The 23,770-nt window shown below is 59.6% G+C and carries 19 protein-coding genes; 2 read left to right on the forward strand and 17 right to left on the reverse strand.

Translation table 11 applies throughout. The annotated features are described in order from the left end of the window. Window positions 1-55: 55 nt before the first annotated feature. The 15 genes from DQG19_RS18760 to DQG19_RS18830 all read right to left on the reverse strand — a co-directional run bounded on the left by DQG19_RS18760 (window position 56) and on the right by DQG19_RS18830 (window position 21,310). Complete coding sequence (locus tag DQG19_RS18760) at window positions 56-730, reverse strand: hypothetical protein (protein WP_157974602.1); 675 nt, start codon at window positions 728-730, stop codon at window positions 56-58. A gap of 24 nt (window positions 731-754) precedes the next feature. Further along, on the reverse strand, window positions 755-1,690 hold the full coding sequence (locus tag DQG19_RS18765; RefSeq protein ID WP_157974603.1) for a glycosyltransferase family 2 protein: 936 nt from the start codon (window positions 1,688-1,690) through the stop codon (window positions 755-757). A 100-nt stretch (window positions 1,691-1,790) separates the two neighbouring features. Then, entirely contained in the window at window positions 1,791-4,178 is a 2,388-nt protein-coding gene (locus tag DQG19_RS18770) for a GumC family protein (RefSeq protein ID WP_157974604.1), read from the reverse strand. A gap of 23 nt (window positions 4,179-4,201) precedes the next feature. Then, window positions 4,202-5,014 carry a polysaccharide biosynthesis/export family protein gene (locus tag DQG19_RS18775; protein ID WP_157974605.1) on the reverse strand — a complete coding sequence of 271 codons (813 nt, stop codon included), beginning with the start codon at window positions 5,012-5,014 and terminating at the stop codon, window positions 4,202-4,204. Beyond that, window positions 5,007-5,753 carry a tyrosine-protein phosphatase gene (locus tag DQG19_RS18780; protein ID WP_157974606.1) on the reverse strand — a complete coding sequence of 249 codons (747 nt, stop codon included), beginning with the start codon at window positions 5,751-5,753 and terminating at the stop codon, window positions 5,007-5,009. Before DQG19_RS18780 ends, DQG19_RS18775 begins: the two co-directional genes overlap by 8 nt. After that, window positions 5,754-6,842 (reverse strand): NAD-dependent epimerase, encoded by a 1,089-nt coding sequence (locus DQG19_RS18785; RefSeq protein ID WP_116127845.1) that lies wholly within the window; start codon window positions 6,840-6,842, stop codon window positions 5,754-5,756. Between the two features lie 25 nt (window positions 6,843-6,867). Continuing rightward, entirely contained in the window at window positions 6,868-8,202 is a 1,335-nt protein-coding gene (locus DQG19_RS18790; RefSeq protein WP_116127846.1) for a nucleotide sugar dehydrogenase, read from the reverse strand. Window positions 8,203-8,277: 75 nt separating this feature from the next. Continuing rightward, window positions 8,278-9,948: an ABC transporter ATP-binding protein gene (locus DQG19_RS18795; RefSeq protein ID WP_198661807.1), complete on the reverse strand. Its 1,671-nt coding sequence runs from the start codon at window positions 9,946-9,948 to the stop codon at window positions 8,278-8,280. 134 nt (window positions 9,949-10,082) lie between these two features. After that, window positions 10,083-10,955, reverse strand: a complete 873-nt coding sequence (gene rfbA, locus DQG19_RS18800) for a glucose-1-phosphate thymidylyltransferase RfbA (RefSeq protein WP_116127848.1) — start codon at window positions 10,953-10,955, stop codon at window positions 10,083-10,085. Window positions 10,956-10,960: 5 nt separating this feature from the next. Then, window positions 10,961-12,019, reverse strand: coding sequence for a dTDP-glucose 4,6-dehydratase (gene rfbB, locus DQG19_RS18805; RefSeq protein ID WP_116127849.1), 1,059 nt, complete (start codon window positions 12,017-12,019; stop codon window positions 10,961-10,963). Then, window positions 12,016-13,317, reverse strand: a complete 1,302-nt coding sequence (locus DQG19_RS18810) for a glycosyltransferase (RefSeq protein WP_116127850.1) — start codon at window positions 13,315-13,317, stop codon at window positions 12,016-12,018. Before DQG19_RS18810 ends, rfbB begins: the two co-directional genes overlap by 4 nt. Before the next feature lie 135 nt (window positions 13,318-13,452). Further along, window positions 13,453-14,055 (reverse strand): transcription termination/antitermination NusG family protein, encoded by a 603-nt coding sequence (locus tag DQG19_RS18815; protein ID WP_116127851.1) that lies wholly within the window; start codon window positions 14,053-14,055, stop codon window positions 13,453-13,455. A gap of 217 nt (window positions 14,056-14,272) precedes the next feature. Beyond that, a complete protein-coding gene (locus DQG19_RS18820) occupies window positions 14,273-18,289 on the reverse strand; it encodes a choice-of-anchor Q domain-containing protein (protein ID WP_116127852.1) in 4,017 nt (1,338 codons plus the stop codon). Between the two features lie 205 nt (window positions 18,290-18,494). Beyond that, complete coding sequence (locus DQG19_RS18825) at window positions 18,495-20,585, reverse strand: hypothetical protein (RefSeq protein WP_116127853.1); 2,091 nt, start codon at window positions 20,583-20,585, stop codon at window positions 18,495-18,497. 41 nt (window positions 20,586-20,626) lie between these two features. Then, window positions 20,627-21,310, reverse strand: coding sequence for a response regulator transcription factor (locus DQG19_RS18830; RefSeq protein ID WP_116127854.1), 684 nt, complete (start codon window positions 21,308-21,310; stop codon window positions 20,627-20,629). Between the two features lie 141 nt (window positions 21,311-21,451). Here DQG19_RS18830 and DQG19_RS18835 point away from each other — a divergent pair, with 141 nt between their 5' ends. Beyond that, window positions 21,452-22,003, forward strand: a complete 552-nt coding sequence (locus DQG19_RS18835) for a class I SAM-dependent methyltransferase (RefSeq protein ID WP_157974607.1) — start codon at window positions 21,452-21,454, stop codon at window positions 22,001-22,003. A gap of 42 nt (window positions 22,004-22,045) precedes the next feature. On the opposite strand, the gene DQG19_RS18840 is transcribed toward DQG19_RS18835, so the two are convergent. Both DQG19_RS18840 and DQG19_RS18845 read right to left on the reverse strand, forming a co-directional pair. Then, on the reverse strand, window positions 22,046-22,675 hold the full coding sequence (locus tag DQG19_RS18840; protein WP_116127856.1) for a peptidylprolyl isomerase: 630 nt from the start codon (window positions 22,673-22,675) through the stop codon (window positions 22,046-22,048). Between the two features lie 73 nt (window positions 22,676-22,748). Further along, window positions 22,749-23,120 carry a hypothetical protein gene (locus DQG19_RS18845; protein WP_116127857.1) on the reverse strand — a complete coding sequence of 124 codons (372 nt, stop codon included), beginning with the start codon at window positions 23,118-23,120 and terminating at the stop codon, window positions 22,749-22,751. 99 nt (window positions 23,121-23,219) lie between these two features. On the opposite strand from DQG19_RS18845, the gene rfbC reads away from it, so the two are divergent. Next, window positions 23,220-23,750: a dTDP-4-dehydrorhamnose 3,5-epimerase gene (gene rfbC / locus DQG19_RS18850; RefSeq protein WP_116127858.1), complete on the forward strand. Its 531-nt coding sequence runs from the start codon at window positions 23,220-23,222 to the stop codon at window positions 23,748-23,750. The last annotated feature ends 20 nt before the right edge of the window (window positions 23,751-23,770 follow it).

Here is a 23,770-nt window from a genome sequence, read left to right on the forward strand (position 1 = left end):
CAGCGTGTTCTTTAAAATTCCTTTTGCGTGCTCGGTGCGGGGCGCAACCGTCTGGTTACCCGGGCTTTTTTGCCGTTTTATCGGCATCCGAGTAGCTGCTGACCAGTTGGGGATTAGCGACCGCTTCAAACACCTGCTTGAATTGCTCGTAGCTGACGTCTCCCAGGATGGGCTTGAGTTTGTTGAATGTATACCGGCTGTCTGCGGTATGGGTAGGATAGTGCAGAAGCGTTACCGGAACCTCCCTGGAACTACACGCCAGCAACAGTTTGTAAAGTTGGCCCTGCAGCCACTGTCCTACCTCCTCCGCGTCGGTTACGTGCAGGGTTTTGAGTCCCCCGGCGAACTTCTTCTTGTTCCGGGGTAAGTATCGCTTGATTCGTTCCCAGAGCGTAAGGCTTTGGATGGATTCCCGGTGCACCCTGCGCCGGCTTTCCGCGGCTCCGCGGATATCCCGCATGGGAACGAAAACGTGATCGATCACGATCTCTGGCATATCGAACACCTGATCCGCGTAGTCGCAGAATTGCGGACTTTTCACGATATACTGGGCGGGGTTTCGGCGGATGTCCGTCTCCATACCCGCCCTGGCCGTATTGTGGTAGTCTTTCTCCATCATCCGTTCCGGGTCAAACCCCGTATCGACGCCCAGCTTGGTCAGTAGCTGGACCAAAAACGTAGTGCCGGCGCGACCGGTTCCTGAAATTACGGCGTGGTGTTTAGGAGTCATTGGTTGGTATTTTCACCATCAGTATTACTTCGCCGACTCGGTGAGCGAATCGCCCGAGCCGGCCAATAGGTCTAGATTGCACTTAAGCAAGTAACGGGTCATCGCAAAACCGTGAGAGGGAGATATACGAAAGCAGCGTACGAGAATCGAGGATGAGAATTTTGCAAGATACCGGAGAGTAGCGGTGGAAGTAAGATTACGATCCTTTAGTGTCCGGGCTACCATATAACGGGAGAGGATCTTGCTCTTAAAGTGGTCCCTCATCTTACCGGTCTTCTTGCGGGACGGACCGTTGATACGCTCTACGCCATCGTGCAGGTAGACGGTGGCGAGGCAGGTATCCAATATGTCGACCCTGGGCCCCTTTGCCAGGGTACGACAGTGAAATTCATATTCCTGACTATTCTTTAGTCGGATGCTGAAGGGCTGTGGATCTAGAAAGGACTTCTTCCACATGGGCTCGTGGGTTAGCCAGGCGGTACGCTTAGTCACGTACATCTCCAGATGAGATAGGCCAGGCAGCGGCTTCCATTTGATCCTGCCGTCCGTTCGCCGGACTTCTTCATCGGTATGCTCCTGCATGACTTGGGTCGGAGCAACTACGCAGTCTAATTGGTCGTCGTCGCCAAACCGGTCAATCTGGTTCCGAATCTTGTCAGGATGAAACTTGTCATCCGAATCCAGAAATACCACGTACTCGCCGCTGGCGATTTTGAACCCCTGATTCCGGCAGTAATTACCGCCCCGGTTCTCGGGGTTACATTGTACGATCAACCGGGGTTCATCGCGGGCGAGTTGATTCAGAAAGGCGGGGGAGCCATCGGTGCTACCGTCGTCGACCACCACCACCTCCAGGTTGGGGTAGGTCTGGTCGAGGCAGCTGTCAATAGCCCGCTTCACCTTCTCCGTCCGGTTGAACGTAGGAATGATTACGGAAACCTTAGGTTCTTTTGAGCTCACGCGCAGAGAAATTGTTTGGCCAGCCTGCCGCGGTGCGGCGGATACCTAAGCCGAATAGTACAGCGATTTGCCACCCACCGCCGCGTAGGGTTTCGCAGGATTACGATTCCTGGACGTAGTATCCGTCTCCGTCACCGTATCCATACCCGTAGCCATAGCCGTATCCGTATCCGTAATTCGCACCGCGCTTGACCCCATTGACGATAATCGAAAGGTTGGGGAGCTTGCGGTGCTGATGAATATCTGCCGCGAGCATCAGTTGTTTCCGGTCGGTCACCCCGTACCGGACGACGTATAGCGACAGGTCTACCAGGGGCCTTAGCTGCAGCGCGTCCGATACCAGGCCCACGGGCGCGGTGTCAACCACTATGTAGTCGAATTTTTCGCGCAGCTCTTCAAACATTTGTACCGTCCGGTTCCCCATCATCAACTCTCCGGGGTTGGGAGGAATCGTACCGCAGGGCTGATAAAAGAGGTTTTCGTGGTCCGGTATCGGGTGTATGGTATCCTCCAGTTCCGCGAAGCCGGTCAGGTAGTTGGTCACCCCCGGCAATTCGGTATCGCTGCTGCTCAGCCCGCTGACGTATGCTCCCAGCTTCGGCTTTCTGAGGTCCATACCTACCAGGAGTACCCGCTTTCCGGACACGGCCAGACTGGCTCCCAGGTTGATGCAGATGAACGTTTTGCCCTCTCCCCCCATACTGGAGGTGACGAGTATCACCTGGTTCTTATCCTGAACGGCCACGAAGCGCAGGTTCGTCCGCACGAGGCGGAACATTTCGGCAATTGCGGTACGGCTGCCGTGCTTGACTACGATATGATTCTCCTCTTCGGAAGCCCCGATCGAACCGAGAATCGCCACGTCGAGGTATTCGGAAATGTCCGTCTGGTTTTTGATTGTTGTATCGAGGACCTCCCGGGCCGCGATGGCCGTCGTGGGAATGATCAACCCCAGCACCAGGCCAATGGCGTATACCTGTAGGGGATCGGGACCAACCGGTCCCTCGTTGGAAGGTGGTTCCACCATGTGGACGCCGGAAGCCGTGATCGCCTGAGTAAGACTCGTTTCCTCCCGTCGCTGAAGGAGGAAGAGGTACAGTTGTTCCTTTATTCCCTGCTCGCGGTCGATGCTGAGCAGTTCCCTTCGCTGCCCGGGGACGCTTTTCACTTCGTTGAGCAGCGAGTCGGCGGAATTATTCAGCCGGGATACGTCGTACTGCATCGATTGCCGGGCCCGGACGACTGCATCAAGGATATCGTTCTTCAGGCCGCTCAGCGGCTCCTCCACCGCCTGTACGACGGGGTTCTCCGGTGAAGCGGTAGCCAGATAAATTTCCCGCTGCTGAAGCAATTGGTTGTACTGCTCAATGAAGCCACCGATGTTGACCGAGGGAATATCCGCGGAGTAAGGAATCTGTCGGTAAGGGTCCTCTCCGTTTTGCAGGTATCCGGCCAGGTTATCAATTCCTTTTAGCTGCAGCTTCAGCGTAGCCAACTGCTGTTCTGTTTCCCGGAGTTCGCCAAGTTGCATTTGCAGGTTGGTAGGGATATCTACCAGCAGGTTGTTTTCCCGGATGAAGTCCTCGGCCCGTTGCTCCACGGAGTTGAGCTCATTGCGGTATTCGTCGATTCGTTCGTCGATGAAATTCAGGGTCTTGAAAGAACTGGTGTTCTTCCGGCTGATCATGATGCTGTCGTACGTCTCGATCACGGAGGTGAGCACGTCCATGCCCCGCTGTGGCACTTCGTCCTCAATCTGCATCTGCAGAAAGTTTGAGTTCGGGCGGGCGCGTACCGTCAGGCGGTCGGCGTAGCGGTCGGCCAGGTCTTGCGGATTATAAAAGGTGACCAGCAAGTCGTCGATGGGCCGGCTGGCGCGCTCGTTTAAGACAAAGTGAAAGGTGCCAAAGCGGGAGGTGAAGGGAAGACCGATCCTAAACGTATCTATTTCCTCTTCCAGACCGAAGGCCAGGCGGGTCGAGTCCAGTACCCGCAGGGTCATCAGTTCCCCGTAGATATCATCGGAGGGGGCTGCCGCTACCACACGAACGGGTACGCCACCGGAGCCGTAGAGGTTGGAATTCCTGATCCGGCCCTCGGCAAAGAAACTCACGGCGAGATCCAGGTCACTCACCACCTTGGACAGGACTCCCCGACTCTTCATCATCATGATGTCGGTCTCGAGGTTTTGCCGCGAGTCCACGCCCATGTCGCCAAGGATTACCCGGGTATTGACACCGGTATCCTCGTCTTCGGTAATTTGAATGAGGGCCTCTATTTCGTAATTGATCTCCTGGTACCGCAGGTACAGTTTGGCCGCGGCGTATCCCGCTCCCACGCAGAGCACGATGATCCACCACTTGCGCAGCAGCCGGCGCAGAATGGCCGTCGGATCGATGGAAAATCCCGGAGGAGCGACGCTTTTCTGGGTCGCTGCGGGGGCCGCCCGCTCTTCCATGCGATCGGTTGGTGGATTCAGGTATTCCAAGTTGATGACTTAGCGGTAACGCCCTACCTCCTGGCAAGGAGGGCCAGCGTAAAGGTTACGAGGGACAGAAAAGCGGAACCGAAACTGATGTACCGGTTGACGGGGTCGGCAACCGTGGCGATGATGTCCTCGGAAGGCTCGACGTAGATCACGTCGTTCTGTTTCAGGTAATAATATGGCGAACTGAGAAAGGCTTCGTCCTGGAGGTCTAGGATGGCGATGGTCCTGATCCCCGATTCTTCCCGGATCAGGTAGATCTTGTGGCGGTTGGCGTAGGTGGATAAGTCCCCGGCCGAGGCCAGTGCTTCCAGCAACGAAACCCGCTCGTTGATGGTGGTAAACGTACCCGGGTTACTGATCTGTCCGACGATACTGTAGCGGAAATTAAGGAACTTGACGTTCACCGCGGGGTTTTTCAGGTAGGGCTGCAGGGCCGCCACCACCTGTTCCCTCACCCCTTCCAGGCTCATCCCCCCCACGCGGATGCGTCCCACGCTCGGAAAATCGATGTAGCCCAGGCTATCCACGCTGTAGCCCTGCAGCAGCTGGTTGTTCCCGCTGTTGCCCCCGCCGCCGCCGCCGCTGCCGGAGGTACCGGACGACATATTATAGGGCCGGCTGGTCTCGTCGTTGAGGCTGTTGACGGTGATGTAGAGGATATCGTCGGGCTGTACCTCGAGCTTGGGCAGTTCAATCTCCTTCTGGTAGCCATCCAGGGCCAGGCCGGCCTCGGGGCTTTCGGCCAGCAGCAAGAGTTGTTTATGGTTCACGCAGGAGGACGACGTGATCACCAAAACGCAAAGCGCGGCGTACCAAAGAGACTGAAGCTTATTCATCGAACAAATGTACATTGTCAAAATCGGTTCCCGACAGCAGCCTCCCGACCTTGCGATCCTTCAACAGGTCGGCCATTTTATCCAGGTGGTGCAGGGAATGCGCGTCGGAACCAAGGTAAGTCACGTACCCCCCCGTTATGAGGTCTTGCCCCATCTGCTTGACCGATTTGCCGTAGTGCCCGGCCAGGGAGAGTAAATTTACCTGTAGCTTAAGGCCCCGGGCGTGCATTTCGTAGAGGCTGGTCGGGTCCTTGTGGTAATACGCATACCGCTCCGGATGGGCGATGATCGGCTGGTAGCCCTGCGACTGCAGCCGAAAGATGACCTGCCCCAGGTTGATGGGCGGGGAATAGAAGCCGAACTCGATGAGCACCTTTTTCGTCCCGGGCAGGGCCAGCAAACCGTACTGATCGCGGTGATCCTCGAAGAACTCGTCGATCATGTACTCGGCCGCGGCGTCAAGTTTCAGGGAAATTCCCTCGGCCCGGGCCGCCTGCCGCACCTGCTCCAGGGCCCCGTTTATCTCAACGGAAGTGTTGGGATAGAACTCCTGCATGATGTGGGGCGTGGCGACCAGCCGCGTAAATCCGAGTTCTTCGTACCGCCGTAGCATCTGCAGGCTTTCCGCTACGGTTTTGGCTCCGTCGTCGATCCCCGGCAGCCAGTGGGCGTGCATATCCGTTCCGAGGAAGGTATAGTCCTCCGGTCCGACGGGTTGGCGACGAAGCCAGTCAAACATCTAGGCCGTCCGGGTTTTCTCCGCACCCGTGGCCCCGCCGGCGTAGCCGTAGTATTCACGGTACCAGTCGAGGAAATTGCGGATGCCCGTCCGGATAGGAGTTTCCGGCTTGTAGCCCAGATCGTCCATCAGGTCCTGCACGTTGGCGTAGGTGGCGGGCACGTCGCCCGGCTGCAGGTCCATCATGATCTTCTCGGCGTCGATACCAAGTTCCTCCTCGATGGCGGAAATGAATTCCATCAGCGTGACGGGGTCGTTGTTGCCGATGTTATACACCTTGTAGGGAGCCTTCGAGGTACTGGGATCGGGTTTCATGCCGGTCCATTCCGCGCGTCCTTTGGGCGGGTTGTCGATCACGCGGCGGATACCCTCGACGATGTCGTCGATGTAGGTGAAGTCGCGGACCATCTTGCCGTGGTTGAATACCTTGATGGGCTCGCCCTTCAGGATGGCCTCGGTAAAGAGGAACAGCGCCATGTCCGGCCGGCCCCACGGCCCGTAGACGGTAAAGAAGCGCAGCCCGGTGGTCGGCAGGTTGAAGAGGTGGCTGTAGGTATGGGCCATCAGCTCGTTGCTCTTCTTGCTGGCCGCATAGAGCGAGATCGGGTGATCCACGTTGTCGCTGGTCGATAGCGGCATCCGTTCGTTGAGCCCGTAGACGCTGGAACTGGAGGCATACGCCAGGTGCTTGACGCCGTAGTGCCGCGAAGCCTCCAGGATATTTACGAAGCCGATGATGTTGCTATCGACGTAGGCCTGCGGATTTACGAGGCTGTAGCGCACGCCGGCCTGCGCCGCCAGGTTGACCACGGTGGTGAACTGCTCGGCTTCGAACAGCTTGTTGAGCCCGTCGCGGTCGGTCAGGTCCAGCTTGACGAAGCGGTAGTTCGGATCGGTCGTACTCTGTACCACCTTACCGTACTCGATCTCCTCCTTTGCGATGCCCGCGCGGGCCAGGCGATCGTACTTGACGTTGATGTCGTAGTAATCGTTGATAATGTCCAGTCCTACGACGGACTCTCCGTCCGCCACCAGGCGCTTGGCGAGGTGGGAACCGATGAATCCCGCCGTTCCGGTAATTAAGATCATGTGTTTCGGGTACTAGGTTAGTGAGTTACAGGCGCCAGATGACTTCTCCTTCCCGGAGTTCCGACCGGTCGTACAGTCCTTTCAGGTCGAACAGGATGAGGTTGCCGTTGCTGATCTCCCGGAATTTTTCTAGGTCCAGTGATTCGAAGCTCTTGTGCCCTACGGCTACGACGATCGCGTCGTAGTTCTGACCGATGTCGTCGATCATCGTGAGTCCGTATTCGTGGGCCACCTCGTTAGGGCTGGCGTTGGGGTCGTACAGGTGCACGTTGATGCCGAATTCCATCATTTCGCGGACCACGTCGACGACCTTACTGTTACGGATGTCCGCCACGTTCTCCTTGAAGGTAACGCCAAGCATCAGCACTTTGCTGGATTTGGGGTTCCGGTCGGCCTGCAGCAGGGCCTGCACCAGCTCCTTGGCAATGAAGGCCGGCATGCGGTCGTTGATGCGGCGCCCGCTGGCGATCACGAGGGGATCGTAGCCCATCTTGATGCTCTTGTGCAGGAGGTAGTAAGGATCGACGCTGATGCAGTGCCCCCCGACCAGTCCGGGACGGAACGGCAGGAAGTTCCATTTGGTGCCCGCCGCCTCCAGCACGTCGCGGGTGTCGATGTCCATCTGCCGGAAAATGATACTGAGCTCGTTGACGAAGCTGATGTTGACGTCGCGCTGGCTGTTCTCGATGACCTTGGCGGCCTCGGCCACCTTGATGCTGGCCGCCTCATAGATGCCGGCCGTGATGATATCGCCGTAGATGCCGGAAACGACCTCCAGGGTTTCCGCGTCGCTGCCGCTCACGATCTTGAGGATCTTGTCGACGGTATGCTCCTTGTCGCCCGGATTAATCCGCTCCGGAGAATACCCGACCGTGAAGTCGGTTCCGAAGGTCAGTCCGCTCTCCTTTTCTAGGATGGGTACGCAGTCCTCTTCGGTGCAGCCGGGGTAAACGGTGGATTCGAAGACGACGATGTCGCCTTGCTTCAGCTGCTTGCCCACCGAACTGGAGGCACCGTAGAGCGGCTTTAGGTTGGGCGTGCGCGTTTCGTCCACCGGAGTGGGTACCGCCACGATGTGGAAGGAGGCGGCCTGGAGATCCGCGCCGTCGTGGGTGAAGGTGATGTCCTTATTTTCGAAGGCACTGGCCTCCAGTTCCGCACTGGGGTCTTCGCCGCGGCGCATCATTTCCACGCGCGACTCACTGATGTCGAAGCCGATCACGCGAAACTTTTTGGCCAGTTCCAGGGCCAGGGGCAGTCCTACGTAGCCGAGTCCGACTACGGAGATTGCCTTCTCCTTGTTGCGGTAGGCCTTCAGCTGTTCGCTGGCCGTTGCGTTGTGCGTTGTGGTTTGGGTCATTCCGGTAAATTGTTCTTTTTGGTGTAACGATGGGGTGGCCCCGGTGGGCCGGACCGCCGGTAGGCGGACTGAAAATCAAGCCATGGACTGTAGGGCGACCATCCGCTGGAAGGTCTCCGAGGCTTCCGTCAGGCCGTCGAAGGTGCCGACCTGGTAGCGTCCGCCCGGCTGCAGGTAGACGATCTTGTCCGCCTTCCTGATGGTCGACAGGCGGTGGGCGATGACGATGATGGTGTAGTTGCCCGAAAGCGACTCGATATTTTCCTGAATGGCTTTCTCACTCTGTGAATCGAGGGCCGAGGTAGCTTCGTCGAGGATGAGAATATCGACGTCGCGGTACAGCTCGCGGGCGATGGAGATGCGTTGGCGCTGCCCGCCGCTCAGGTTCACGCCGTTGATGCCGATGACGGTATCGAGCCCCTGGGGCAGGGCCGCGACGAAGTCGGCGGCGTGCGCCAACCTGAGGGCTTCCCAGACTTTCTTTTCGGATTCCGGAGTACGTTTCTCCCAGAAGCTGATGTTGTCGAAGATCGAATCGGTAAACACCTGCGGCTCCTGGGTCACGTAGCCGATACGCTGGCGGAGGCTGTGTACGTCGAGCTCGTTGACGTCGATGCCGTCGATGAACAGCATGCCGGGCGCGGGCTTCAGCAACCCGCAGAAGAGGTTGACCAGGGTTGTTTTTCCCGTCCCGCTTTCCCCCACAAGTCCGACGGTGGAGTTTTTCCGGATGGTCACCGAAAGGTCCTCGATGACGGATTCGTCGTCGTACGAGTAGTACAGATTTTTCATCACGATCCCTTCGTTGAAGGTGGTGAGCTTGCGGTTGCCGGTCGTTTCCTGATCGCGCTTCAGTTCGGCCACGAACTCCTGCATATTGTCCAGCGCCCCCAGGTTGCTGAGGAAGGTATTGTAGTTTCCCTGCAGCGCGACCAGGGAGGTCAGTCCGCGGTAGAAGAAGAGCAAACTCAGGATGATCAGCCCCAGCGACTCGCCGAAGATCTCGACCTGGATGAGGATCGCGGCCGCCACGATGAGGATAATGATCGGCTCGCGCATGGCGCTGGAGATCGCGGACATGGTATTCACCTTCCGCTGTTGCTCCTCGATGCCGATGATCGACTTAATGATTTTCTTCTTGTAGGGAGTGATCAGGTCGGTGGCCTTGAGAAACTTGAAACTGGTCACGCTCTGGATGAGGAACTGCTGGAAGCCGTGCATCCTCAGGGTCATCTGCCGGCTTGCATCCTTGGTGATGCCGTAGATCCGGCTGAAGGCCAGGTTGGAAATCACTCCCCCGCCGGCGACGATGAGGGCAAATCGCGGATTGGCAGAATAGGCGAGGAACACGTACACCATGGTCATGATCGCCTGCTGTAGCATCGTGAAGTACGCCTTGTACGCATTGTGGACGCGGTTGACTTCCCCGCTGAAGGTATTCTGGATCCTGCCAGAGTTACTCTTGGCGAACGCCTGATAATCGTAGCCGGCCAGCAGGCTCATGTTCTCGATCCGCAGCCGGTTGGCGAACCGCTGCTGCAGGATCACCCGGTAGAAATCCGCCATGAACTTGGCGATGCCCTTCAGAACGAAAAAACCGAACATCACCACGAGAATATTCAGCAGGGTGAGATCGATGCCCAGCTGGCCGAGTGCATCGAGCACGATGGCCATATCCCCCATACTCTCGGTGACCACTCCGCCATTCTGGTCGGTACCGGCGACCTTGAGGAGCGGGAGAAACATGGTTAGCCCTATACCATCGAGAATAGCGACCAGCATACTGGCCCCCAACGCGATGATCATCGCCCCACCCAAATATTCGTAGAAAAACGAAAAATAGTGGAAGAGGCTCTGCGATTTTAAACGGTCCAGTAACTTCAAACCTTTTCGCTTACCAGATTTACCAGATACTTGCCGTAGCCACTTTTCTCAAGTGGGCCGGCTACCTCCAGCAATCGCTGTTTATCTATATACCCCATCCGCCAGGCTACCTCCTCGATACACCCGATCTTGAAGTCCTGCCGCTTTTCGATCACCCGTACGAATTCTGCGGCGTCGTGCAGGCTCTCGAAGGTACCGGTGTCGAGCCAGGCGGTACCCCGCTGCATGATGCCGACTTCCAGTTCGCCGCGCTCCAGGTACCACTGGTTCACCGTGGTGATCTCGTATTCGCCGCGGGCACTGGGCTCGACCTGCTTCGCTACCTCAACCACGCGCTCGTCGTAGAAGTACAGCCCGGGAACGGCGTAGCGGCTCTTGGGCTTGTCTGGCTTCTCCTCGATGGAAATAGCCTTCCGGTCCTCGTCAAACTCCACCACGCCGTAGCGCTCGGGGTCGTGGACCGGATAGGCGAACACCCGGGCACCCGACTTGAGCTGGGCACTCTCCTGCAGCAACTGGCTCAGGCCTGCGCCGTGGAATATATTGTCGCCCAGCACCAGGGCACAGGCATCGCCGTCGATAAACTCTTCGCCGATCACGAAAGCCTGGGCCAGGCCATTGGGCACTTCCTGCACCGCGTACTCGATAGCACAGCCCAGCTGGCTTCCGTCGCCGAGCAGGTTGCGGAACGCTTCGTTGTCTTCCGGCGTGGTGATGATGAGGATCTCCTTTATCCCGGCCAGCATCAGAATGCTGAGGGGGTAGTAGATCATCGGCTTGTCGTACACCGGCATCAACTGCTTGCATACCCCCTTGGTGATGGGATAGAGGCGGGTACCGGAGCCTCCGGCGAGTATTATTCCTTTCATAGCAACTAGCGGTTCTTGTACATCGAGTCGTAGTAATCCTTATAAGCCCCGCTGGTGACTCCCCGCATCCATTCCTCGTTCTCCAGGTACCAGTCGATGGTTTTGGCGATCCCCTCCTCGAACTGCAGGCTGGGGGTCCAGCCGAGATCTTCCTTCAGCTTGCTCGCGTCGATAGCGTAACGCATATCGTGTCCGGCGCGGTCCGTGACGTAGGTTATTAACTCCTCACTGCTACCCGCGGGGCGGCCCAGCTTTTCGTCCATGGTGCGGCAGATTACCTTGATCAGGTCAATATTGCGCCACTCGTTATGTCCGCCGATGTTGTAGGTCTCCCCTACCCTGCCCTCGTGCAGGATCAGGTCGATGGCCCGCGCGTGGTCCTCCACGTAGAGCCAGTCCCGTACGTTCACCCCCTTCCCGTAGACCGGCAGCGGCTTTTCGTTGCGGATGTTGTTGATGAACAGCGGAATCAGTTTCTCGGGAAACTGGTAGGGCCCGTAGTTATTCGAACAGTTGCTCAGCACCACGGGCAGGTCGAAGGTGTGGTGCCACGCCCGTACCAGGTGGTCGCTACCCGCCTTCGAGGAAGAGTAGGGGCTGCGCGGATCGTAGGGGGTCTCTTCGGTAAAGAAGCCGGTCTCCCCCAGCGAACCGTACACCTCATCCGTGGAGACGTGGTAGAACAGTTTGCCGTCGTGGGCACCCTTCCACGCCTCGCGGGCGGCCTGCAGCAGGGTCGCGGTGCCCACCAGGTTGGTCTTAACAAAGATCAGGGGGTCTTCGATGCTGCGGTCCACGTGGCTTTCCGCCGCCAGGTGCACCACCGTATCGATGGGATAGACCGCGAAGATCTTGCGCATCGCTTCCAGGTCGGTGATGTCGGCCTTGACGAAACTGTAGTTGCTTTCCTCTTCGAGGTCCGCCACGTTCGCCAGGTTACCGGCGTAGGTCAGCGCGTCCAGATTGATGATGCTGTAGTCGGGATACTTATTCACCAGCAGCCGCACTACGTGCGAGCCGATGAAGCCGGCACCTCCCGTTACTAATATGGTCTTGGTGGTCATGCCGCTATTTCATTTAACCAGCCCGCCAGCCGGCGGACAAGTGTAGGGTGACTATAGGGTGTTATGGCTTCAGGATCCAGTTCCGCGGATTCTCCCCGCCGGTAGGCCCGGTAATGTTCTTCTATATAGGTAGCGGCAAGCGCAGGTGCCGTGTCGTACGCAAAGGTCGGACCGCTGCCGGTTTCCGTCAAGATGGCCGCGACATCGCTGTCCTCGGGTCCGAAATTGATCACCGGCCGGCGGACGGCGAGGTACTCGAACAGCTTGCCGGGGATCCGCCCCTTGGCGTTCTCCTGCCGGTTGAGCAGCAGCAGCAGGAGGTGGCTGTTCAGGGTTTCCTGCAGGGCCTTGGTCCGGCTCACCGAACCGGCATAGGTGACTTGCTCCTGGATCCCGTGGCGCTCGACGGACTCCCGGACGCGGTGATCGACCTGTCCGTAGAGCCGCAGCTCAAAGTCGCCGGCAAAGCCATCCACCGTGGCGTTCAGGTGGCGGATGGCCGCGAACAGGACTTCCGGATTGCGGTCGTAGCCCATGATGCCCAGGTGGGTAAGGGTAAATTTGTCGTGCGGTTCCCGCACAAGGCCGGCGTAGTCGTCGGGGTCGTATCCCCAGTACAGGACCCGCACGTCGCGGGCGCCAATGCTTTCCAGGTCGCGTTTCCAGCTCGGGCTGACGATGGTTGTCAGACTAGCTTGCCGGAAGGCTTCCTGCTCCATGCGTTCGTGCCGTTTGCGGGCGGCCGCCGTAAGGCTCAGCAGCTGGTAGTAATCGACCTGCGTCCAGGGATCCTGAAAATCCGCCAGCCAGGGGATGCCGGTTTCCCGGCTTACGCGGGTAGCAATCCGGGTATTGCTGTGGGGGGGGCCGTCGGAGAGGATGGCATCCACCGGATGTTCCCGCAGGTAAGCCAGCAGCCGGTTTACCGAACCGTCGATCCAGGTGGCCCGGGCATCGGGAATGAAGAAGTTACTGCGTACCCATACGGCCAGGCGGTGTTTCCAGCCGCCGGCGGACTCATCCGTATAAAAGACGTTATTGACGTTCTCGTCGGCGGGTTTGCCCATGAACTTCTTGTACCAGGCGTAGGGCTCCCAGATGGGCTGGCGGATGACTTCCAACCCGGCGGGCAGGTCACGGTCGTTGCTGTCGTCCAGGGTGGGATAATGGGCGTCGCGCGCCGTGAAGACCACCGGCTCCCAGCCGTACTGCCGCAGGTACTTGGCGAACTTCAGGCACCGCAGCACGGCGATGCCTCCGGACGGAGGCCAATAGTAGGATATTATAAGTACGCGCATTCCACCGGTCCCTTAGTCATGGCGTGACGCGGCTTCGCCGTCCATGTGTCGGGGCCACTTGTTCCGAGACGCTACCGCGTCGCTATTTCCACCTTGCCAGGATACAGTATTCAACTAGTATTGCCCGTAGCCCCGTCAGGGAGCTTCCGGCAGGGTATTTCCGTCGAGCGGGATCACGTCCTGGGGCCGTACCTCACAGGTCATCAGCCGGGCATCGAGCCCGCCGAAGGAAATAATGAAGGTCTTTTTATTCTTTGCCGACACGTAGTGCCCACGCACCCCGGCCAGTGGACCGCGGCAGATTTCTACCAGGCTCCCCGGGCTTAGGGTTTCCAGCTTCTCTTCCACTACCCATTCCAGGGTATCGTCCGTGGACAACCGCTTGAGCAAATCGATCTCGTAGGGTTTGACCTGCCGGCGTTCGCTGCCCAGTTTTACGAAGCCGAACACAAAGTTCTGCCGCTGCACATCAAGTGCCTGCTGCGCTACGATGCGTACGAAAAGGTAACCACCCAACAGCGGGATCTGCCGGACCCCGGTCTTGGACTTGTAGCGGAAGGGGCGCTCGCGGAGGGGCAGGAAACACTCTACGCCGAGCAAGCCCAGCTGCTTGGCCACCACCTTTTCCTTCCGGTGCCCCACGCGTACGGCAAACCAGCGCGGCTCGTCGACGTGAAGATCGTCCTGGGCAATGGCAGACCGGGAGGATTTCGGGAAAGATTGGGCGGTTACTAACACTCAGGCGGACACTTTAAAGGCTCGGGTTCTCCTTAGAGACCGCAAAGATAAGTCAATAATAGAGAAGGCAGAACGCCACCCGGACATTCTAGCGTACCTGCAACCGGTTCATAATCTAACCTTTCGGAGCAGATTGGCCTAAATTAAGTTGCCCCGATCCGCAAGCGGACCAGGGCAACAATCTTCAATAGGCGTCGGAACACTATGAACACTGAGATCAGCGGGAGATCACAAAGCGCACGGTTTGGGTTTCCTCCCCGTTACGTACCTGCAGGGTGTAGGCACCCGGTACGAAGCTCGACAGATCGAGCCGGTGGTTGGACGATTGCACGGTGCCGGCGTTGGTCACGCGACCCTCGCTGCTGATGATACGGAGCAGTACGTCGCCGCTAAAGTGGGCGGGCAGGTTCACCGAGAGGTAATCGCTGACTACCGGGTTGGGGTACACACTCACGTTGTCGGTCAGTACGTCGTCGTTGCGGGTGATACTCTGGTCGTATCCGCCACCGCAGAAGGACTGCCGCTCGAAACTTCCGATGTCACGGGTACCGCCGAAGACGGCCTGTCCGATCTGGTCGGGCGAGTTGTCCGCCGGGTTACCCATATTGATCACCGGACTGCCACACAGCGGTACGTGAGTCATGGTCATGCCACCATTGTCGCCGAGTTGCCGTAGCATGGCAGACAGGCCCTCCTTATCGGTAGACTGAGCGGGGAACTGGTTCTGCGAATCGTCACCAATGAGGTTATAGCCACCGGAAGTGACCTGTCCGAGCAGGGTACCGAAGTCGTGGGCCAGCTTGGCCCGGTTGTCGGCAACGATCGAGCCCGTGATGGTCAGCATGGCCGCCGGCGTAGCCTGGGCAAAGCCGCCCGCCGCGGGAGCCATGTTACGGGTAATAGTGGTGTTGGTGATCTCGATCATACCGTCGTTGGCAATACCACCACCGACCAGGCCGGCTTCGTTGTTGGAAACGGTGGACCGCATCAGGGTAACCGTACCTCCGGTGTTGTTGGCGATGCCGCCACCGGCGGTCAGCTTACCGCCCGTGGCGGTATTGTAGGCGATGGTGGAACCCTCGATGTCGAGAATGCCGGAGTTATTGAACACGCCGCCGCCGCCGACGCGCCGGTCCAGCATGCCAGGATCCGTTACGCGGTTGTAGAGGATGCTCATGTCCATAATGCTCATCATCGTACCCGACTGGTTCCAGATGCCGCCGCCTTCGTTGGCCGCGACGTTGTAGGTGGCCGAGCCGCCGACGAAGTCGACCGTGCTCATCATACCGGTTACGTGGAAAGCACCCCCATTACCCGGGCTGCTGCCGGCGTCGTTGGATTCGTAATCGCTATAGTTGGAAGCAAAGCTGCCGTCTACGATCTCTACGCCGCCGCCGGCTCGACTGGCCGAGTTACGGATGAGGAGGGTGTTGTCTATGGTCACCGAGCCGTCGGTGCTGAAGACACCGCCGCCGGAGCCAGAGGCACCCGTGGCCTTGTTGTCACGCAACTTCGAGTCGGTCACCATGAGGATACCCCCATTGTTGAAGATACCACCGCCTCCGTTGTCGGCTGCGTTGCCCTCGGCCACGTTGGCCCAGACGGTCACGTTGTTCACTTCCATGACACCGAGGCCGTTCCATAGGCCACCGCCCTCGGCACCCGCCGAGTTGTCCCTCACGGTACCTCCGGTGATGGTCAGGTCGCCGTCGCTGCCCACGTGGATACCCCCGCCGTTACCCGGGGCGGTGTTCACGCGGTTCATTTCAATCTTGGAATCGGTGATCGTTACCATTGATCCGCTTCCGGAAGCGTCCTCGATGCCTCCGCCAGCGCGGTTGGCCTCGTTACCGGATACTTCGACGCCGGTCAGGGTCAGGGTAGCACCGGTATTATTCAGGATACCACCGCCTGATCCTGAGGTACCGGTAGCACGGTTGTTAAGGATGCGTACGTTGTCGCTTAGCAGGATGGTTCCACCACCGTTGTTGTAGAGGCCACCACCGCCCTGGTCGGCGTCATCGCCGAGAGCTACGTTATCGCGAATCAGGGCCTGCTTGATCGTGAGCGTACCCATGCCATTCCAGATACCGCCGCCTTCGGCGCCGGCCCGGTTGGCGTTCACGGTACCGTCGACGATGGTCACGTCGCCGTCGCTGCCGATGTGGATGCCGCCGCCGTTGCCGGGGGACCGGTTGACCACGTTCATCGAGATCCGGGTATCCATAATGGTTACTTCCGAGCCGGCACCGGATGCATCCTCGATACCGCCACCGGCACGGTTAGCCTCGTTTCCGGTGATCCGGGAAGACATCACGATCAGCGTGCCGCCCACGTTGTTGAGGATGCCGCCACCGCTGCCCGCGGCACCGAAGGCGCGGTTGTTCGTCACCCTGACGTTGGTGAGCTCAATGCGGCCGCCGCCGTTGTTGTAGAGTCCTGCCCCGCCCTGATCGGCGGCGTCGCCACCGGCGATGTTGGTGGAGATTTCAGTGTCGGTCACCGAAAGGGTGCCCGTGCCGTTCCAGATGCCGCCGCCTTCCGCACCGGCACAGTTCTCGTTTATGATGCTGCCGGTGACCGTAAGGTTGCCGTCGCCGCCCACGTGGATACCGGCACCGTTGCCGGGGGCGTAGTTGACGCGGTTCTCGGTGATGCGGCTGTCTGTGATGGTGAACATCGAGGACCCGCCCGAGATGTCCTCAATACCGCCGCCGGCCCGGTTGGCGTTGTTGCGCGCAATGGCGCTGCCGCGGACGATCAGCGTGGCTCCGACCCCGTTGAGGATACCCCCGCCGCTGCCGGAAGCTCCGGTGGCCTTATTTTCGGAGATCGACACGCGGTCTTCCACGATGATGGTACCACCACCGTTGTTGTAGAGGCCGCCGCCACCCTGGTCGGCGTCGTTGCCCATGGCGATGTTGCCGCGGATGAGGGTGCCGCCCGTGACGGTCAGTACGCCCTGGTTGTTCCAGATGCCACCGCCTTCGGCGCCAGCCTGGTTGTCGCGGACGGATCCGCCGGTGACCGTCAGGCTGCCGTTGCCGCCGATGTGGATACCGCCGCCGTTACCGGGGGCATTGTTGACCACGTTCTCGTGGATCATGGAGTTGGTGATCGTGAACATCGACCCGTCGTTGGAGATGTCCTCGATGCCGCCGCCCGCCCGGTTGGCTTCGTTGCGGGACACCTCGCTGTCCGTGATCATGAGCGTAGCGCCGATGCCGTTCAGGATACCGCCGCCGCTGCCGGAGGTTCCGGTAGCTTTGTTGTCAAATACGCGGACGTTATTCATCAATTCGATGGTACCGTTACCGTTGCTGTAGAGGCCACCGCCGCCCTGGTCGGCATCGTTGCCCATGGCCACGTTGCCGCGGATGAGGGTCTTGCTGATGCTGAGGGTACCGGAACCGACCCAGATGCCGCCGCCTTCCGCGCCGGCCGTATTGTTGTTTACTACGCCGTCGACCATGGTAAGGCTGCCGTCGCCGCCAATGTGGATACCGCCACCGTTGCCGGGAGCGGTGTATACGACGTTTTCGCGGACCAGGACGTTATTCATCTCGAACATCGTCGCGCCGCCGGAAGCATCCTCAATGCCGCCGCCGGCCCGGTTGGCCTCGTTCTTGCTCACCATGCCGCGGTTAATGGTAAGCGTACCGCCGGCCTCGTTTAGGATACCGCCTCCGGAACCCGAGGTGCCGAGGGCGAAGTTGCCTGTAATCTTGGAGTCGTTGAGGGTCAGCATACCCGCGTTGGCGATACCACCGCCCCCGCGCTGGGCGGAGTTTGCGGTTGACCGGCAATTGCGGATTTCAACCCGGTCGAGGGTCACGTCGGTTCCCCTGCGAATACGGATGCCGCCCCCCTGCAGCTTGCTCATTCCGTCGTAAAGGGTGAGGTCACGCACCATAACGGTAGTCATGCCACCGAACTGGAAGATGCGGTTGACCATGTTGCCACTGATGAGCGTAGTGCCCATGCCATTGCCGGAGATCCAGATGCTCTTGGCCACCGTGATCTGCCCGTTGAGCATGATCGCGTTGCCGTCGAGGCTGCTGCTGAAAACGATCTCGTCCCCGTCCGCGGCCATCATGATCGCCTGCCGCAACGTCCCGCTGCCGCTGTCGGCGGTGGAGGTTACGGTGATGGTTTTGGCCAGGAGGGGATTAAGAGAAAAGAGGCTCAATGCCAGGAGTAGCAGGCATGAGCGGGTCATGTACTTGTGTGCCATAGTAGGTAGTTGGTTAAAAGACAAATCGAGCCAGCCAGAGGGCCAACTACGCCTACCTACGGAAATTATCGCAACAAGGTTTGGTCAACGACCCAAATCTGTTAATTAAAAACTAAATATGGGCGATAAAAAGTATATAATTTTCCCATCTTAATGTACAATAAACTATTGTCGTCACCGCTAATCCGCCGTTCGTCACTAAAAATCAGTACGCGCCGGACCACCGGCGTAATCCCCACTCCGCAGCAAAAAGTAACAGCAGAATGAAGAAGATCCACTTGACGTTCAGCACCGAGCGCGTGGTCACGGTTTCGAAGAGGATGGGCTTTACCGCCTCGCTTTGCCGTAGCGAATCTGCCAGCCCGGTCAGCTCGCCGGGGAATAGTAGTCGCCCCCCGTACCGGTCGCTGAGCTGTCGTAACAACCCGTGATCGGCTTCCAGGGCGTAGCGCTCCACCTCTACGGCCTGCACGCTGAAACGGCCCTCGCTCACCAGCTGCTCACCGTCGCTCGTCGCCGTGGCACGGTACCCGTAGTTGCCTACCGGGAGAGTTCCGGCGTTGAGGGTATAAGCGTTGCTGGTCCGCGTAAAGGTGAAGTCGTACTGCCGGTCTTCGGGACCGGTAATTACCACCCGTGCCTCGGGGTCGTTGACCAGTTCATAACTGCTGTTGTAGAGCTCCCCGTCCAGCTGAACCGGTTTGTTTTCGTCAATGATATTCTCAGCTACGCTTACGCGGAACCGCCGCTTGTCTTCCTGCACCGTCAGGTACTGGGTAAGCTGCCCCATAAGTTCGTCGAACCGGCTGTGGTCCCCGAATTCCAGGTAGTCGTACAACCGCCACTGCCACAGTCCGCTAGCCGTGAGTACCCCGGTGCGGCGGCCCCGGTCGTCCCCCACGACCAACAGGGGAAATTCGGTATCGACGCGGCCGATGCGCTGGTACAGGAGCACGCTGCCACCCGGCCCCACGGTAAACTCTCCGAAGGAGGACTGCAGGGGCGGATAGGTCAGTATGGCCTGCCGCAGTTCGTCGCTCAGCGTGAAGGCACTGAACCCATCCGCCAATCGCGCCGCCACCGCATTGCCCTGCACCTGCGCACTGCCGCCCGGAAAGCGGACCAGGTCCTGCGCGGCGTTGAGCAGGGGAGCGGGCACCCCGGGCCCGGCCACGATCAGGGTTGGTATCCGCTCTTCCCGCAGAGACTCCAGCACCGCGGACATCCGGTGCGCGGCCGACGGCAGCTGGTGCAGGATCACCAGGTCGTAGTCCGCTACCCGCCCCGTGAAGGTCTCCCCGTAGGCCACCTCCACGTCGTTGTTGCGCCCCCCGACGAGCGACTGCCGCAGCGCCGAAATATCGGGGTGGGGGGCATCGGCCAGCACCAGGATCGACTGCCGGGCGTCCAGGATGTCGACGAATATGTCCCGCTGGTTGTTGGCCGTACTCACTTCCTCGCCGATCGGGGCCACCGAGATGCGGTAGCGCTGTACTCCGGCGCGGTCGGCGTCCAGCACCACCTCGCGCGTGGCAAAAAAGTCCGGCCCGTCAATAGTGACTGCCTCCGAGTGAAGCGTGGTCGCGCCCCCCTCACCTACCCTACTCACCGTGAGCGTGGTCCGCTCTCCCGCCGCATTGCGGGCACTGATGTCCACCTGAATGCTGAACTGATCGTCCAGGTAGGCGATGCGGTTGTGGAACACCCGGTTGATGTACAGGTCACGCCGGCGCGTCGTGTCGCCGAGTCCGACCGTATAAATGGGTGCGCGCAGGGGGAAGTCACGGTAGGCGGGGTTAGTGCCCTGGTTATAGATGCCGTCGGTGGCCAGGACAACGGCCCCGAGGTTTTGGTTGCCGTACAGGTCGCCGATCTCGGTGAGAACGCCATCCAGGTCGGTCTGCTTGTCGCTGAAGGTGAGCGGCCCGCCCTCCCGTACGCTGCTGCCGAAGGTATACTCCACTACGCGATAGTCCCGGCTCAGGGCATCGCGCAGCTCCTGCCACTCGGCCACGTAGGCGGTCGTATCCGTCTCCAGCCCGACGGACTCGCTCACGTCCTGGGCCAGGACGATGATGGGGTCCTGCCGGTCCGTCTCCAGGAAGCGGAGTAACGGGGCCAACAGCAGGGCGGCCAGCAGGCTGTAGCCGACGAACCGCAGGCCCGCCAGGAGCCAGACTACCCCCCGGGAGGCCTGCAGGGGCGACCGGTAGTAAAGCAGCAGGCTGACGGCGAGCCCGGCCAGGGCGCAGAGGGCCAGGTACCAGACGGGATATGTGAAGGAGATCGTTTCCAATGCGGGGTGGATTTCAGGGCGGGGCGGCACGCGGGCACCGGCTACTCCACGAACTTATACCCAACGCCGCGGACACTCAGGAAGTGTGTCGGATTTTTCGGGTCCTTTTCGAAGTATTTCCGGAACGAAAGGATGAAGTTATCGATGGTGCGCGTGCTGGGGTAGACGTCGTACCCCCATACGGACTGCAGGATCTGCTGCCGGCTTACGACCTCACCACGGCGCTCCGTCAGCAGTTTCAGCAGCATGGCCTCCTTTTTGGTGAGGGTGAATTCCCGCTGGTTACCGATAGCCTCGTAGGTCGCGAAATTGATCTGGTTATCGCCGAAGGCAAAGAGCTCGGGCTGTACCTCGGGCGACTTGCTGGTGCGCTCGATGAGGCGGTTGACGCGGAGCAGCAATTCCTCGAACACGAAGGGCTTGGTGAGGTAATCGTCGGCGCCCTTCTTCAGCCCCTGGATGCGGTCCTGCGCCTGGTCCTTGGCCGTAAGGAAGATGATGGGCGTATCGCGGTTGGTCAGTCGGATCTGTTCCACGACCTGAAAGCCGTTGACCTCGGGGAGCATGACATCGACGATCATAATGTCGAAGTGCTGTTCGCTGGCGTGCTTAAGGGCCTTGCGTCCGTCCTCCGCCGTCACGACCTCGAAGTTCTCCAGTTCGAAGTTCAGCTTTACCGTCTCACGGATATTCTCTTCGTCTTCAACCAGCAGGATGCGGAGCATGGGCGCGTACTTTAGGAGGGGTACAATCGGCGGAGTACAATGGTTGCGGCGGCGGGCGGCGGGGGTGCCTGCATCCGAATACCGACCTACTGCAAGAGAATTTTTCCGTTCTTTGTTCTTTCCTGCGTTGACCCTCCATACATGAATAACTGGAATTTTTTCCGGGAAGCCGTCAAAAACTTCCGCTCCACGGGGGCCATCGCGCGCGCCTCCCCCGTATTGGTCAAGCGACTTATCGGCAGCATTCCCGGCCGGGTACCGCTGACCGTGATCGAGCTCGGCCCGGGTGAGGGTTGCGTGACCCGCGCGCTTCTCGACAAGCTCGGTCCCGACAGCCGCCTCACCGCCTTCGAGATCAACCCCGCCTTCGTCCGCAGGCTCGAATTGCTCGACGATCAGCGGCTGCGGGTGCTGCCCATCGGGGCCGACCGGCTCACCGATTACTTCGCTCCCGGCTCCGTTGATTTCGTGGTGTCCAGCCTGCCGCTCAGCATGATCGATCAGCCGGTGAAGGAGCGGATCATCCACCAGAGCCAGCGTGTGCTGAAGCCCGGCGGCCAGTTTTTGCAGTACCAGTACGCGCTCCAGGATTACGGCCTGCTCAAGGACTCCTTTCCCCAGGTTTCAATCAGCTTTACCCTGGCCAACCTGCCACCGGCCTTCGTGTACAGCTGCTCGCTGGGACTGTTGTAGGGGCGCGAACGCAGGTGCGGGGTACGCGCGGGGCAGGAAAACCTACCGGATAATGACATTTTCGATCACTACGTCCTCCAGCGGGCGGTTGGCGGGGTCGGTGTCTACCTCCGCAATTCCCTCTACGATGTCCATTCCCGCCGTGACTTCTCCGAATACTGTATAGTCCTGGTCGAGGTCGGGGCGGCCGCCGACGGTGCGGTAGGCTTCCCGCTGGGCGTCGCTGTACTTGATATTCTTGATCCGTTCGACGTTGTCGAGTTGCTGGTCGGTAAAGAGCTCGCCGGTGACGATGTAGAATTGCGATCCGCTGCTCAGCTTCTGGGGGTTGGGGGTTCGGGCGGCGGCCAGCGCTCCCTTCAGGTGCGGCGCGCCGATCTCCGGTTCGAGTTCGTAGCCGGGGCCGCCGCGTCCCAGCGGCATTCCGGCGGGCGCGCCCTTACTGTCCGGATCTCCACCCTGTACCATGAAACCGGGCACTACGCGGTGAAACAGGGTACCGTTGTAGAAGCCTTCCTCGGCCAGCCGGATAAAGTTATCGGTGTGGCGGGGGGTATCCTTATAGAGGAGCACCTCGATGTCGCCGCGGTTGGTCTGGATGGTGGCGCGGGTACCGTTGCCGGAGCCGCAGGACAACAGGCTGAGGGTGAGAAACAGGAGTAGGTAACGCATGGGGCGAAGATAGTTGTTAGCGGGTAGCTTGTGGCATATAGCCACTCGCACGCAACTAGCTGTATGCTACCCGCTAATCCAACCTCCCCTCTTCCTCCTCCAGGGTATCGAAGTAGGCAACGATCTTTGTCCGTAGCAGTTCTTCCTGTCCGCTCAGGTCGGTGGGTGGTATTTTACTGGTCAGCTCGTAGTGGGGCCAGCCGTCGTCGTCGCGGCCGACGAAGCGGTAGTGGCCGTCTTCGGACAGCAGCCGGCAGACGGCAACGTGCATAAGGTCCTGCTTCTCCTCCTTGGAAAAATCGGCCTGCCACCGACCGAGTTCCTGGACGCCGATGAGGAAGAGCAGGGCATTGAGGTCGGGCAGGGAGTCGCGGCGGAAGCGATCCCGGATCAGGTGGCGTACGCGCTGGTAGGCAAAATCGAGTTCCCAGTTACTGGTCGGCATGAATGGATGGCTATGACCGGAGGTAAAAGTTACCTTTGCGGTAGAAACGATTCGGGAGGACCTCATGGTTGACCCACTTAACTTTATTCACCCGCGCTGATGTATTTTTCAACCACTCCGATCGAAGGACTGCTCCTTTTCGAACCCCGCATTTTCGGAGACGAGCGCGGGTACTTCATGGAAACCTACAATGAGCGGACCTTCCGGGAGGCGGGAATCACGAATACCTTCGTGCAGGACAACCAGGCAGCAAGTTCGCGGGGCGTACTGCGGGGGCTTCACCTGCAGCGCGGCGACGATGCGCAGGCCAAGCTGGTGCGCGTCATATCGGGGGAGGTATACGACGTGGCCGTCGACCTCCGGCTGGACTCTCCTACCCGCTACCAGTGGTACGGCGTGTACCTGAACGGTGAAAACCAGCGGCAGCTCTTCGTGCCGCGGGGCTTTGCCCACGGCTATCTGGTCACGTCCGAGCACGCCGTATTCGCCTACAAGTGCGATAATTTCTACGCCCCGGCCGCGGAGGACGGCTTTCGCTACGACGACCCCGCCTTCGGCATCGAATGGCCGGCGGTAGGCCAGGAGTACACTGTGGCCGCGCGTGACCTTAGCTACCCCTGGCTAACCTGAAGGCCCGCCGCGTTGTTAGC

This window comes from Lewinella sp. IMCC34183 (genome assembly GCF_003390915.1).
Classification (GTDB): Bacteria; Bacteroidota; Bacteroidia; order Chitinophagales; family Saprospiraceae; genus Neolewinella.

What these genes read in the sequence shown, in the direction of transcription:
- DQG19_RS18760 (WP_157974602.1), bottom strand. Translation starts at nt 730, where the DNA reads ATGACTCCTAAACACCACGCCGTAATTTCAGGAACCGGTCGCGCCGGC.
- DQG19_RS18775 (WP_157974605.1), bottom strand. Translation starts at nt 5,014, where the DNA reads ATGAATAAGCTTCAGTCTCTTTGGTACGCCGCGCTTTGCGTTTTGGTG.
- DQG19_RS18780 (WP_157974606.1), bottom strand. Translation starts at nt 5,753, where the DNA reads ATGTTTGACTGGCTTCGTCGCCAACCCGTCGGACCGGAGGACTATACC.
- DQG19_RS18785 (WP_116127845.1), bottom strand. Translation starts at nt 6,842, where the DNA reads ATGATCTTAATTACCGGAACGGCGGGATTCATCGGTTCCCACCTCGCC.
- DQG19_RS18790 (WP_116127846.1), bottom strand. Translation starts at nt 8,202, where the DNA reads ATGACCCAAACCACAACGCACAACGCAACGGCCAGCGAACAGCTGAAG.
- DQG19_RS18795 (WP_198661807.1), bottom strand. Translation starts at nt 9,948, where the DNA reads ATGTTTCTCCCGCTCCTCAAGGTCGCCGGTACCGACCAGAATGGCGGA.
- rfbA (WP_116127848.1), bottom strand. Translation starts at nt 10,955, where the DNA reads ATGAAAGGAATAATACTCGCCGGAGGCTCCGGTACCCGCCTCTATCCC.
- rfbB (WP_116127849.1), bottom strand. Translation starts at nt 12,019, where the DNA reads ATGACCACCAAGACCATATTAGTAACGGGAGGTGCCGGCTTCATCGGC.
- DQG19_RS18810 (WP_116127850.1), bottom strand. Translation starts at nt 13,317, where the DNA reads ATGCGCGTACTTATAATATCCTACTATTGGCCTCCGTCCGGAGGCATC.
- DQG19_RS18820 (WP_116127852.1), bottom strand. Translation starts at nt 18,289, where the DNA reads ATGGCACACAAGTACATGACCCGCTCATGCCTGCTACTCCTGGCATTG.
- DQG19_RS18830 (WP_116127854.1), bottom strand. Translation starts at nt 21,310, where the DNA reads ATGCTCCGCATCCTGCTGGTTGAAGACGAAGAGAATATCCGTGAGACG.
- DQG19_RS18835 (WP_157974607.1), top strand. Translation starts at nt 21,452, where the DNA reads ATGAATAACTGGAATTTTTTCCGGGAAGCCGTCAAAAACTTCCGCTCC.
- DQG19_RS18840 (WP_116127856.1), bottom strand. Translation starts at nt 22,675, where the DNA reads ATGCGTTACCTACTCCTGTTTCTCACCCTCAGCCTGTTGTCCTGCGGC.
- DQG19_RS18845 (WP_116127857.1), bottom strand. Translation starts at nt 23,120, where the DNA reads ATGCCGACCAGTAACTGGGAACTCGATTTTGCCTACCAGCGCGTACGC.
- rfbC (WP_116127858.1), top strand. Translation starts at nt 23,220, where the DNA reads ATGTATTTTTCAACCACTCCGATCGAAGGACTGCTCCTTTTCGAACCC.